This is a genomic window from Ralstonia pickettii (genome assembly GCF_016466415.2).
Lineage (GTDB): Bacteria > Pseudomonadota > Gammaproteobacteria > Burkholderiales > Burkholderiaceae > Ralstonia > Ralstonia pickettii.
Map to the genome: position 1 here is coordinate 852,468 of NZ_CP066771.1, position 12,301 is coordinate 864,768.

Annotated in this window: 13 protein-coding genes; 5 read left to right on the forward strand and 8 right to left on the reverse strand. The window is 64.1% G+C overall.

The window, feature by feature from the left end; all coding sequences use genetic code 11:
- Positions 1-23: 23 nt before the first annotated feature.
- Genes RP6297_RS04080 through RP6297_RS04090 form a run of 3 tightly spaced genes read right to left on the reverse strand, consistent with a single transcriptional unit; the run spans position 24 to position 2,583 of the window.
- The gene (locus RP6297_RS04080; protein WP_009238624.1) at positions 24-338 is read right to left on the reverse strand and encodes a putative signal transducing protein; all 315 of its coding nucleotides are present in this window, start codon (positions 336-338) and stop codon (positions 24-26) included.
- A gap of 32 nt (positions 339-370) precedes the next feature.
- A complete protein-coding gene (rsgA, locus tag RP6297_RS04085; RefSeq protein WP_009238623.1) occupies positions 371-1,318 on the reverse strand; it encodes a ribosome small subunit-dependent GTPase A in 948 nt (315 codons plus the stop codon).
- A complete protein-coding gene (locus RP6297_RS04090) occupies positions 1,315-2,583 on the reverse strand; it encodes a M48 family metallopeptidase (RefSeq protein ID WP_009238622.1) in 1,269 nt (422 codons plus the stop codon). Before RP6297_RS04090 ends, rsgA begins: the two co-directional genes overlap by 4 nt.
- Positions 2,584-2,749: 166 nt before the next feature.
- Between RP6297_RS04090 and orn the strand changes: the two genes are divergently transcribed.
- A complete protein-coding gene (gene orn / locus RP6297_RS04095; protein WP_253913043.1) occupies positions 2,750-3,307 on the forward strand; it encodes an oligoribonuclease in 558 nt (185 codons plus the stop codon).
- Here the strand turns inward: orn and mog are convergent, their stop codons facing one another.
- Both mog and yjgA read right to left on the reverse strand, forming a co-directional pair.
- On the reverse strand, positions 3,308-3,955 hold the full coding sequence (mog, locus tag RP6297_RS04100; RefSeq protein WP_009238620.1) for a molybdopterin adenylyltransferase: 648 nt from the start codon (positions 3,953-3,955) through the stop codon (positions 3,308-3,310).
- On the reverse strand, positions 3,952-4,569 hold the full coding sequence (yjgA, locus tag RP6297_RS04105) for a ribosome biogenesis factor YjgA (protein WP_280525955.1): 618 nt from the start codon (positions 4,567-4,569) through the stop codon (positions 3,952-3,954). Before yjgA ends, mog begins: the two co-directional genes overlap by 4 nt.
- 93 nt (positions 4,570-4,662) lie before the next feature.
- On the opposite strand from yjgA, the gene pmbA reads away from it, so the two are divergent.
- A complete protein-coding gene (pmbA, locus tag RP6297_RS04110; RefSeq protein WP_009238618.1) occupies positions 4,663-6,036 on the forward strand; it encodes a metalloprotease PmbA in 1,374 nt (457 codons plus the stop codon).
- 64 nt (positions 6,037-6,100) lie between these two features.
- Here pmbA and RP6297_RS04115 read toward each other — a convergent pair whose 3' ends face one another.
- Together RP6297_RS04115 and RP6297_RS04120 are read right to left on the reverse strand one after the other, a co-directional pair.
- Positions 6,101-6,604 (reverse strand): dihydrofolate reductase, encoded by a 504-nt coding sequence (locus RP6297_RS04115; RefSeq protein WP_009238617.1) that lies wholly within the window; start codon positions 6,602-6,604, stop codon positions 6,101-6,103.
- Between the two features lie 4 nt (positions 6,605-6,608).
- Positions 6,609-7,403: a thymidylate synthase gene (locus RP6297_RS04120; protein ID WP_009238616.1), complete on the reverse strand. Its 795-nt coding sequence runs from the start codon at positions 7,401-7,403 to the stop codon at positions 6,609-6,611.
- 215 nt (positions 7,404-7,618) lie between these two features.
- Between RP6297_RS04120 and RP6297_RS04125 the strand changes: the two genes are divergently transcribed.
- The gene (locus tag RP6297_RS04125) at positions 7,619-8,620 is read left to right on the forward strand and encodes a threonine dehydratase (protein ID WP_009238615.1); all 1,002 of its coding nucleotides are present in this window, start codon (positions 7,619-7,621) and stop codon (positions 8,618-8,620) included.
- On the opposite strand, the gene RP6297_RS04130 is transcribed toward RP6297_RS04125, so the two are convergent.
- Positions 8,617-9,309 carry a TerC family protein gene (locus RP6297_RS04130; protein WP_009238614.1) on the reverse strand — a complete coding sequence of 231 codons (693 nt, stop codon included), beginning with the start codon at positions 9,307-9,309 and terminating at the stop codon, positions 8,617-8,619. The two genes, RP6297_RS04125 and RP6297_RS04130, sit on opposite strands and share 4 nt — an antisense overlap.
- Positions 9,310-9,824: 515 nt before the next feature.
- On the opposite strand from RP6297_RS04130, the gene egtD reads away from it, so the two are divergent.
- Together egtD and egtB are read left to right on the forward strand one after the other, a co-directional pair.
- Positions 9,825-10,871 carry an L-histidine N(alpha)-methyltransferase gene (gene egtD, locus RP6297_RS04135; protein ID WP_009238613.1) on the forward strand — a complete coding sequence of 349 codons (1,047 nt, stop codon included), beginning with the start codon at positions 9,825-9,827 and terminating at the stop codon, positions 10,869-10,871.
- A gap of 67 nt (positions 10,872-10,938) precedes the next feature.
- The gene (gene egtB, locus RP6297_RS04140) at positions 10,939-12,237 is read left to right on the forward strand and encodes an ergothioneine biosynthesis protein EgtB (protein WP_009238612.1); all 1,299 of its coding nucleotides are present in this window, start codon (positions 10,939-10,941) and stop codon (positions 12,235-12,237) included.
- The last annotated feature ends 64 nt before the right edge of the window (positions 12,238-12,301 follow it).

Consider the following 12,301-nt stretch of genomic DNA (forward strand, 5'->3'; position numbering starts at 1 on the left):
CTAGCCGCTGAAGGATCGTTCAATCAGGCCGCATTTTCACGGTCTTTGCCGCAGCGCCAGCACTGGGCGAACTGCGGTTCATGGCTCTCTCCACAATAGGCGCAACGCCATGCCGGGCCGGTCGGCGGGTGCTGCGCCTGATCGAGCAGCGCGCGGGCCTGCGCTTCCTGCGCGGGGTTCACCAGCCAGACCTGCGCTGCGCAATCCTGCGGCGGAACGTCACCCGCCACACTGCTCAAGTAGATGTTGCGCAGCTCGGTGCGAATGCCGGCGGCAGACAGCACGTTCTGCCAGTGCGCCGCCATGCCGAGCGATGAACTGCTGATCAGCAACTTCATCCCAGCCTCCCTTCGAGCGTTTTGCTACGCCGTTACCAGGGCTTCTGCTGTTCCGATTCATGCAGCAGTTGCGCGTAAAGCTGGTGCCGGCGTGGATCGATCTTGCCTTCGGCCATCGCGCCCAGAATGCCACAGCCGGGTTCCTGCAGGTGCCGGCAGTTATAAAAGCGGCACTCGGTCAGGCGCGGGCGGAACTCCGGGAAGGCGCGTTCCAGCATGCCTTCGCTGAGGTGATGCAAGCCGAATTCCTGGAAGCCCGGCGAGTCGATCAGCACGCCGCCCTGGCCCCATTCGGCGGGGAGGTGATAGAGCCGCGTGAACGTGGTCGTGTGCTTGCCGGAGTCGAGTTTCTCGGAGATCTCGCGCGTTTGCGCATCCACACCCGGAATCAGCAGATTCAGCAGCGACGACTTGCCCATACCCGACTGCCCGATCAGGATCGATGCGCGCCCGGCTACGTGCGGTTCGAGCGCGGTATGCGCGGCTTCTGGCGCGCCGTGCACGGTCAGTTCGACGATGGTGTAGCCCAGGTCCCGATAGAGCGCCAGGCGCGAGCGAGCCGTCTCGAGTCGCGCGGTCAGGTCGATCTTGTTCAGCAGGATCAGGGGGGTGATGCCGAGGGATTCTGCAGCGACGAGCGCGCGGCCGAGCAGGTCTTCCGAAAAACTCGGCTCGGTGCCGAGCATGATGATGATCTGATCCAGATTCGCGGCCAGCACCTTCGATTTGAACTGATCTGAGCGATAGAGCAGGTTGCGGCGCTCGTCCACACGCACCACCACGCCCTGGTCGACGGCGGTGGTTTCATAGACCACGCGATCGCCGACAGCGCATTCGCTGCGCTTGCCGCGTGGGAAGCATTGCAGGAAACCGCCGCCCTCGCGTTCTACCAGGTAATGGCGTCCGTGTGCCGCGATGACGAGCCCGTGCTCGCCAGCGGCAGCCTGCTTATGGGCGCGGCCCGGTTTGCCGCGCGTCATGCCGTGCGGGCCTGCACGAGGCGCTCCACGCGCTGCGATGCAGTGGGGTGCGAATAGTAGAACGTCGAATAGACCGGATCCGGGGTAAGCGTTGAGGCGTTGTCCTGGAAGAGCTTGACCAGCGCCGAGACAAGTTGATTGGCGTCGGCGTGCTCGGCGGCAAAGGCGTCTGCTTCGTACTCGTCCTTGCGCGACGACAGGCTCGCCAGCGGCGAGACGAAGAACGTGAACACCGGCAGCACCAGGAAAAACAGCATCAGTGCCAGCGCATGGTTGTCGGAGAACAGGTTCGGGGCGACGCCAAGGCCCAGGTAAAACCACGTGCGCGTCATCAACCAGCCGAGCAGAGCTAGGGCGCCAAGGCTCAGCACGAACGTGACGGCGATCCGCTTGGTGATGTGGTGGCGCTTGAAATGGCCCAGCTCATGCGCCAGCACGGCTTCCATTTCGCAGGGGTTCAGGCGCGCGAGCAGCGTGTCGAAGAAGACGATGCGCTTGGTTGCGCCAAAGCCGCTGAAGTAGGCGTTGCCGTGGGCGCTGCGGCGGCTGCCGTCCATCACGAACAGGCCCTTGCTGGCGAAGCCGCAACGCTGGAGCAGGCTTTCAATGCGCGAGCGCATTTCCTCGTCCTGCAGCGGAGTGAACTTGTTGTAGAGCGGTGCGATGACGTTCGGGTAGATCGCCTGGACAAACAGCATGAAAGCCATCCACACGATCCAGGTGTACAGCCACCAGTAGGCGCCCATCTTGTCCATCAGCCAGAGCACTGCCAGCAGCAGCGGCAGACCCAGCACGGTACCAATGGCCAGGCCCTTGAGGTTGTCGGCCAGCCAAAGCTTGAACGTCATGCGGTTGAAGCCGAAACGCTCCTCGACCACGAACTGCCCATACAGCGAAAACGGCAATTCGATCACACTGCTGATCGCGATGACCGACGCGATCAGAGCCACCCCATATGCGTAACCGGGGCCAAAAACCCCCAGCCACGCCTGGTTGATCCAGTTCAGGCCGCCGAGCAGCGTCAGGGCGATCAGCAGGGCCGCCTGGACCGGCACTTCCAGCATCGCCAGGCGCGTGCGGGCGATGGTGTAGTCGGCAGCCTTGCGGTGCATGTCCAGTGTGATCGATGCGGCAAACTGCGCGGGCACGGCATCGCGGTGACGCGCGACGTGACGGACTTGCCGCGCGGCCAGCCACAGGCGCGTGGCGGACATCAAGACAAGGGCGATCAGGAAGACAACGCTAAAGACGGTCGGGGCGGGCATGTGGGGAAACACCTATCAGATATGCGAAAATTATAGCCTTCAGTCATTTTCTCAAGGCCCTTGAGTGAGCACCCCAGTGAGTACCCCTGTTTCCCCGTCAGCCGGTTCCCCGTCGACCCCGAACCGCGTTGCAGCCAAGAGCGACAACAACCTGATCTGGCTCGACATGGAGATGACCGGCCTGAGCCCCGAGAACGACCGCATTATCGAAGTGGCCGTGGTGGTGACGGATTCAGAGCTGAACATCCTGGCTGAAGGCCCCGTGCTGGTGATCCACCAATCCGACGAGCTGCTCGACGGCATGGACGCTTGGAACAAGGGCACGCACGGCCGTTCAGGCCTGATCGACAAGGTCAAGGCATCGACCACGACCGAAGCGGAAGCGGAAGCGGAGCTCTTGGCATTCCTTAGGAAGTGGGTGCCGAAGAGCAAGTCGCCGATGTGCGGCAACTCCATCTGCCAGGACCGCCGCTTCATGGCGCGCTACATGCCCAAGTTGGAGGAGTACTTCCATTACCGCAACCTGGACGTCTCCACGCTCAAGGAGCTCTGCAAGCGCTGGCAGCCGGCCATTGCGAAGGGCTTCACGAAGCACCAACGGCACACGGCGTTCGCCGACATCATCGAATCGATCGAAGAGCTGCGCTATTACCGCGAGCACTTCATCCGCGATGTGCCGCAAACGCCGGACGCTGAGGCGCTGGCGTCTTCTGTCGCCCCGTAATCAGACCTGCAGCGGTTTTGCGCGCACAGCGTGTTTGGGCCGCCAGGCCTTGACCACGCTGTCGCGCGTCTCGATATAGGGGCCGCCGATCAAATCGATGCAGTAAGGCACGGCCGCAAAGATGCCCGGCACCGTGGCGCGGCCCTCCACATCCTTCAAGCCCTCGAGCGTTTCCTTGATGGCGCGCGGCTGGCCGGGCAGGTTGATGATCAGCGCGGCGCGTGACGGCGTTTCGCGGATCACCGCCACCTGGCGCGACAAGATCGCCGTCGGAACGAAATGCAGGCTGATCTGGCGCATCTGCTCGCCAAATCCCGGCATTTCCTTGGTGGCGACGGCCAGCGTGGCCTCGGGCGTCACATCGCGGCGCGTCGGGCCGGTGCCGCCCGTGGTGAGCACCAGATCGCAGCCGGCATGGTCGACCAGGTCGATCAGCGTTTCGGCGATTGTCGCCTGGTCGTCCGGAATCAGGCGCTCCACCCCTTGCCACGGTGAAGACAGCGCGGCGCCCAACCAGTCTCGCAGCGCGGGGATGCCTTCATCCTGATACGTGCCGGCCGAAGCGCGGTCCGAAATGGACACAAAGCCGACGATCAGCTCGTCGGTATGGCGGCGGGTGATCGGCGCGGAGGGGGCAGGGGCGGTCATGCTTCGTCGTCTTCGGCTTCGGGTTGATCGGCGTCGTCTTCGTCGCGGTCGTGGCCGGACAGGGCCTGCTTGACCATCTGGAACAGCTCGCGCGACGACTTGGGCGGCTTGGCCAGCTGCGCTTCCTTGCGCGCATTGCGCACGAGCGTACGCAGGGCCTGCACGTCGGCATCCGGGTGCGCTGCAATGAACTCGGTGATGGCGTCGTCGCTGGCGATCAGGCGATCGCGCCAACGTTCGATTGCATGCAGGCGTGCAGTCTCGGCCTTGGAGGCCCCGACGAAGGTGGCGAGGACGCGGCGGATGGCCTCGACTTCCTCGTCGGTCAGCGCGCGCATCAGCTTGCCGATGTACTGCATCTGGCGGCGCTTGCCTTCATGCGCGGTGGTGCGTTTGGCCTCGCGCAGGGCGTCGATCAGCTTTTCGGGCAGCGGCACCTTGGCGAGTTTGTCCTTGGGCAGCGCTTCCAGGGCGGTGCCCAGGTCTTGCAAGGCGTTGACCTCGCGCTTGCGCTGCGATTTGCTCTTGGGCGTATCCGGATCGTCCTCATCACCGATGTCAGTGCGCACGACGGGTTGCAGATACGTGGGATTATGTCGGGATGCTCGGCTCATGGCGCGCATTGTATCTTGCTATGATGGGCGCTTTCGCCAGTTCTGCCCGCTTTTGGCAAAATCGCGGCACCCGTTTCTCCCCCTCCATTGCCTATGTCTCAAACGCTCGATTCCAAGACCGCCCCCGTGTTTGCCTACCGCCGCGAACAGCTCGAGGAGATGGCCACCGATGTGCTGCGCATTGCACGCGAACTTGGCGCCTCCGATGCAGCGACGGAAATCTCCGAAGGTCAGGGCCTGTCGGTCACGGTGCGCAAGGGCGAAGTCGAGACCATTGAGCAGAACCGCGACAAGGTTGTCGGCGTGACGGTCATGCTGGGCAAGAAACGCGGCAACGCAAGTACGTCGGACTTCTCGCCGGCGGCATTGCGATCCACCGTCGAGGCCGCCTACAACATCGCGCGGTTCACCGCCGACGATGACTGCGCCGGCCTGGCCGAAGAAGAGCTGCTGGAGAAGCACCCGCAAGACCTGCAGCTTTATCACCCGTGGATGATCGACGCCGAAGCCGCCGTGGAGATCGCACGCGCTGCGGAAGCCGCTGCCTTTGCCGTGAGCCCAAAGATCCGCAACAGCGATGGCTCGAGCATCTCGGCGCAGCATTCGCACTTCGTGTTGGCCACGTCGCGCGGTTTCATGGGCGGCTACCCATATTCGCGCCACTTCATTTCGGCCGCGCCGATCGCCGGGTCGGGCGCGCACATGCAGCGCGACGATTGGTACTCGTCGAAGCGCTCGCCGGACGATCTTGCCGCACCGGAGGCGATCGGTAAATACGCGGCGGAACGCGCGCTGGCACGTCTGGGCGCGCGCCGGCTGACCACGCGCAAGTGCCCGGTGTTGTTCGAGGCGCCGCTGGCGGCGGGTTTGCTCGGCGCGTTCGTGCAGGCGGTGTCGGGCGGCGCGCTGTATCGCAAGTCGACGTTCCTGCTCGATACGCTGGGCAAGGAAGTCTTCGCGCCGCACGTGCAGATCACGGAAGATCCGCACGTCCTCAACGGTATGGGCAGCGCGCCGTTCGACGAGGAGGGCGTACGCACGCAGCGTCGCGATGTGGTGAAGAACGGCGTCGTGGAGGGCTACTTCCTGTCGACGTATTCCGCGCGCAAGCTCGGTATGCAGACCACCGGCAACGCGGGCGGCTCGCACAATCTGACGCTGTTCTCCGACAAAACGACCGCCGAAGATGACTTTGCCGGCATGCTGCGCCGCATGGGCACGGGTCTGCTCGTGACCGAACTGATGGGCCAGGGCGTGAACTATGTGACGGGCGACTATTCGCGCGGCGCGTCGGGCTATTGGGTGGAGAACGGCGTGATCCAATATCCGGTGGAAGAGATCACGATCGCGGGCAATCTGCGCGAGATGTTCCGCCAGATCGTCGCCATCGGCGCGGATGCGCTGGTGCGCGGCACGAAGGAAACAGGCTCGATCCTCGTCGAACAGATGACGATTGCCGGCGAATAAATCGCCCCAGCCGAAATAAAAAAACGCGCTCGAAACTGAGCGCGTTTTTTATTGCCTGCTGCGGTTACTGCTCGTCCGATGGGGGGCGTTCATAGGTAACGAACGCGTAGTCGAAATCGTTGGGCGCTGCCGCGTGGTGCGTCTCGCGGGAGACTTCGTGCCAGACCTTGGGGTCGGGCGCGGGGAAGTGCGCATCGCCTTCGAAATCGGCGTCGATCTCGGTCACGATCAGTCGATCCGCGCTTGGCAGGGCATCCGCATACAGCTGCGCGCCGCCGATCAGGAAAATCTGCTCGGCACCCACACACAGGCGTTGCGCGTCTTCCATCGAATACGCGATTTCGCAGCCCGGCAGTTCAAGCTTGGCATTGCGCGTGACGACAATGTTGCGACGACCGGGCAGCGGGCGGCCGATCGAATCGTACGTCTTGCGGCCCATTACGATGGGCGCGCCCATTGTGGTGCGCTTGAAGTGCGCGAGGTCTTCTGGCAGGCGCCAGGGCAGCGTGTTGTTGCGGCCGATCACGCCATTGCGGGCGCGGGCGACGATGAGCGTCAGAATGGTCATACGGTTACACGGCCACCGGCGCTTTGATCGCAGGGTGGCTCTGGTAGCCCACGATCTCGAAGTCTTCGTACTGGTAGTCGAAGATACTCTCGGGCTTGCGCTTGATGTGCAGTTTCGGCAGCGGCAGCGGTTCGCGCGCGAGTTGCGTCTGGACCTGTTCGAAATGGTTGTTATAGAGGTGGCAATCGCCGCCGGTCCAGACGAAATCGCCCACATCTAGGCCGGTCTGCTGCGCAACCATGTGCACGAGCAGCGCATAGCTGGCAATGTTGAACGGCACGCCGAGGAAGATATCGGCGCTGCGCTGGTAAAGCTGGCACGACAGCTTGCCGTCGGCCACATAGAACTGGAAGAACGCATGGCAGGGCGGCAGCTTCATGCGCGGGATGTCCGCCACGTTCCAGGCAGACACGATCAGCCGGCGCGAATCGGGGTTGCGCTTGATCTGGGCGATCAACTCGGCGATCTGGTCGATATGTTCGCCGTTGGGCGTCGGCCACGAGCGCCATTGGGAGCCGTAGACGGGGCCCAGCTCGCCGTCCGCGTCGGCCCATTCGTCCCAGATCGTCACGCCGTTGTCTTGCAGCCACCGCACGTTGGTCGCGCCCTGGAGGAACCACAGCAGTTCATAGACGATGGACTTGATGTGGACCTTCTTGGTGGTCACCAGCGGAAAGCCGTCCTGCAGGTTGAAGCGCATCTGGTGGCCGAACACGGAGCGCGTGCCAGTGCCGGTGCGGTCGGCTTTGTCGGTGCCATGTTCGTAGACATGGCGCATCAGGTCGAGATAGGGCTTCATGCGAGCGCGGGCGAAGAGGCGGTGCGTCTGAAATCGGGTGAGCCGCATTGTAACGTGACAGGCGCGGCGTCGACTGTACCGGCAGTGTCTGGAAACTGGCCCGGTCGAATGGGCGGCACGGCTGGACTGGCCATGTGCGGAATTGTCGATGTTGCTAGACGGACGGGGCGGGCAGGATGGCTCCATCGCTTCAAACTGTCTGCCGGAGAGACACCATGTCGCTCATTGCTACCGCCGCGACGCTCGATCGAGCCACCGGACTGCGCCATCTGCGTGCAGCAGCCGGCGTCGTCGGGGCCGTTCTTCCCCCGACCCCGCAATACTGTTGGCCATTGCTCTCGCAAGCCATGGACGCGACGGTGTGGGTGAAGCATGAAAACCACACCGAAGTGGGTGCGTTCAAGGTGCGGGGCGGGCTGACCTACCTGCATGCGTTGCGCCAACGTGCGCCCCAGGTGCGTGGTGTGATTGCGGCGACGCGTGGCAACCATGGACAGTCGATTGCGTTGGCGGCGCGCCGGAACGGTCTCGCCGTCACCATCGTCGTGCCGCACGGCAATAGCGTGGAGAAGAACGCCGCCATGCGCGCACTCGGGGCCGAGCTGCTTGAAGCGGGCGAGGACTTTCAGGCGAGCCGCGAGTTGGCCGATCAGTTGGCCGCTGAACGCGGCTTGCACTTTGTGCCCTCGTACCACGACGATCTGGTTGTCGGGGTGGCGAGCTACTGGCTGGAGTTCTTTGAAGCCACGCCGTTGGATGTGGTCTACGTGCCGATCGGCATGGGTTCGGGTATTTGCGCGGCGGTACGGGCGCGCAATGCGCTGGCGCTGTCGACGCGCATTGTGGGCGTCGTGTCGGCGCATGCCCGATGCTATGAGCAGTCGCTCAAGAGCGGTACCGTGGTGTCGGCGCCGGTCTCGACGCTGCTGGCCGACGGGCTAGCGTGCCGCACGCCTGATGCGAACGCGCTTGAGGTCATCCGCGCTGGCGTCGACGAGGTCATTGCGGTGACGGATGACGAAGTAGCGCAGGCCATTCGCCTGTATTTCTCCACCACCCACAACGTGGCCGAGGGCGCTGCCGCCGCGGCCTTGGCGGGAGCATGGCAGCAGCGCGAACAGATCGCCGGCCAGCGCATCGGCCTGCCGCTGACCGGCGGCAACATCGATCGCGCCACGCTGGCGCGCGTGCTAGCCGGTCAGCCGATCCTGCCTTAGGCAGGCTGTTGGCGGCGACGCTGCACCAGCCAACCGCCGCCCAGCACGATCAGGAACACCGCCACATACACGGCCCACTTAAGCGGCGGCTGCGCGGCAAAGAGCGCCTTGAGCACCGGTTCGGCCACGATCATGTGCGCGGCCGTGTAAGCCAGCACCGCGGCGCCTCCGTAGATGATGATCGGGAAGCGCTCGATCAGGCGCAGTACCACGCCGCTGCCCCACACCACGACAGGCACGCTGATCAGCAGGCCCAATACCACCAGAAGGAAGCTGCCGTGGGATGCGCCGGCAATGGCGAGCACGTTGTCGATGCCCATGACCGCATCTGCAATGATGATGGTCTTCATCGCGCCCATCAGCGTGGTGCTGCCTGCGCCGTGTTCATCGCCGCCCTGGCCGTCGTCAGCCAGAAGCTTCCACGCAATCCACACCAGCGCCAGACCGCCGACGAGCATCAGGCCTGGAATCTTCAGCAGCCACACCACCGCCAGCGTCATCAAGGCGCGTACCACGATGGCGCCCGCGGCGCCCCACATGATGGCTTTCTTCTGCAGCTCGGGGGGCAGGTTGCGCGCAGCCAGCGCGATGAGGATGGCGTTATCGCCCGCAAGCACAAGGTCGATCACGATGATCGATGCCAGCGCGGCAGCAAACTGCATGGTGAAGATGTCAGACAACCATTCCATGGCGGCTCCAGGTCAAACAACAATAAAAATCGGTTGACCGAATTGCATGGATGCTGGGGCGAGACGCTTTGCAGACCATGAAATCCGGTTGCAAAGGTCTTGCTCGACACGCGCAGGTTGTGAACCTGCTGGTGCCGGCACGACCGGAAGCTTGCGCTTCGTCATGACGATCGTGCCTGGGGCTGAAGAACCCCCGAGCTACTCCCCTTTGAGGAAGTCCGCATTGTATCGCAGCGGGCCGATTGTGCGCTGCAAAAATGCAACATCGGCACGATGGCGCGCTGCGCGCGGTTTTTTCAGCGGCGTGGGTGATTTTTACGATTGGCGCGATGCCGCGTTGTTGCGCCCTCCGGCGAAAGAACGGTGGCGCTGTCACAAAGCGGCGTCTACGCTGCAATTTCATTCGCGCGCCACCGGCGAGCGGTGATGGCTTCGGCGCGATGGCACATTTCTCGCTGTCGATGGCCTTCATGACCATGCAGCACCGCGCCGTTCCACCCACAACGGGAGACACCATGCAGGCCACCAAGCCGTCCGCCGATGCCTATGCCCGCCGCGCGCTGGCTCGACTGATCCAGCCGCAGCCCACGGTCGATGCCGTTGGCGCGGGCTTGACCTTCTACCAACTCTTTACGGAAGACGACGCTGCGCTGCGCGCCGAGGCAGAAGCCGGCCTGCTGGCACCCGCGGCCAGCATCAGCCCGAAGTTTTTCTACGATGCCCTCGGTTCGCGCCTGTTCGAGGCGATTACCGATCTACCCGAGTACTACCCGACGCGCACCGAAGCCGCCATTTTCAGCCTGCATGCGGCTGAGATCGCGCTGCGCGTGGGCCGCGGCGCCACGTTGATCGACCTGGGCGCCGGCAACTGCGAAAAGGCCGCGCGCCTGTTCCGCACGCTGGCGCCGTCACGGTATGTGGCGATCGATATCTCGGCGGAGTTTCTGCGCGACACGCTGCGCGGGCTTGCACGTCAGCATCCGCAATTGCCGATGGTCGGAATTGGCGCCGATCTGTGTGCGCCGCTGGTGCTGCCCGATGCCGTCGGCGACGGACGCCGCGTGTGGTTTTACCCCGGTTCGAGCCTGGGCAACTTCACGCCGGAAGAAGCGGGCGCATTTCTGTCGCGCTTGCACGAAGCTTCGGCCCCCGGCGACAGTGTTCTGATCGGCATCGACCTCATCAAAGAGGCCCAACGGCTGGAAGCCGCTTACGATGATCCGCTCGGTGTGACGGCGGCTTTCAACCTGAACGTGCTGCGCAATCTGAATCGCCTTCTGGGTACGAATTTCGACGTGCGGGATTGGCGCCATGTTGCGCTGTACCGCGCAGAGGCGCACCGCGTTGAGATGCATCTCGAAGCGCGTCGCGATGTCACGGTGCGGTGGGGCAAGCACGCGCGGGCCTTCGCGGCGGGTGAACGCATGCACACCGAGAACTCGGTCAAGTACGACCTGCCCAGCCTGCAAACGATGTTTGCCGATGCCGGCTTCGAAGACCTGCATGCCTGGACCGACGCCAGCGGCGACTTTGCCGTCTGCCACGCGAGCGTGGCCCGGTAGGCGGGGCGGCAGAACGCCAGGCAGGCCGGTGCGATAATGGACCGATTCCCGCCCGAGGTGTGCCGCGATGGCTGAATTCTTCATGCTCCCTGATCCGACGTTCATCGGGTCGCTTCCCGACTGGACCGACGGCCGCCGCCTGCCGCGCCAGGGCATCGCGCACAGCCTGGTCGACGCGCGCAATCGCACGCTGGCGCTGTTGTCGGCGTTTGGCGACACACAGCGCGGCTGGCAGATTGAACGCGTCGAGCATCACGCCCCGCCGCTCTGGACGCTGGGCCAACTGGCCTGGTTCGCCGAGTTCTGGTGCCTGCGCGAACCGCGTCGCAATGGCAGCGACACGATCGAAGACGGCGCGGGCACCGAATGGGACTTGGCCCGTTGGCAAGCGACGCAACCTGCCGCCCTTGACGGTGCCGATACGTTTTTCGACATGGATCGCATGCCGCCGGAGGCGTGCTGGGAGCTGACGCTGCCCGGCATTGCAACGATCAAGCAGTACGCTCATGACGTGCTCGACCGCGTGCTGCGCAAGCTCGCCACGCTCGGCACCGACGACGATGCGGCACTTGAGCCGTTCCGCTGGGCGGTATTCCACGAAGACCTGCGCGCCGAACACCTGCACGGCCTGCTGCAGATATTGCGCCTGCAACCCGCTGGACAGCCGCCGCTGGCCGCGGTGGCTGTGCCGGCTACGCAGACCTTGTCGTTGCCGGGCGGCCGCTTTCAGATGGGCTGGCCAGACGCCGATGGCTTCTTCTTCGACAACGAATGTCCGCCGTATCGCACATACGTGCCGGCGTTCGAGATTGATGCACAGCCTGTCACGAATGGCCAATACCTGGAGTTCATCGAGGACCGTGGTTACGACCATCCGCAATGGTGGTCGCCGGCCGGCATGGAGTGGCTGATGATGCAGGAGCGCTCGGCGCCGCTCGGTTGGCAGCGCGATCCCACCACGCGCAGCTGGCAGGCACTGCGCTACGGTCAGGCGCGTACGATCAACCGTGACGAACCCGTGCGCCATGTGAGCCTGTACGAGGCCCAGGCGTGGTGCCGCTGGGCGGGCCGTCGCTTACCGACGGAAGACGAATGGGAGATGGCCGCGGTGCAAGGCCGCGCAGGCTTCCATTGGGGGCAGGTGTGGGAGTGGACGTCGTCGCCGTTCGAGCCGTATCCGGATTTTGTGCCGGGCATGCCGCGCGGCCGTGTGGCGAGCCTGTCGGCGCCGCACTTCCAAACGATGCAGGCGGTGCGGGGTGCGGCCGCACATACGCCACAGCGCGCGCGCCATCCGCGTTTTCGGGGCTTCCTGCTGCCGGAGCGCGACGACGTCTTTGTCGGCTTCCGAACCTGTGCGCTTTGACGGAAGCTTGTAGACAGGACTGGCAAGTCGAACGCAATTCATCAAGGTTGCCGCCCAAACAAAA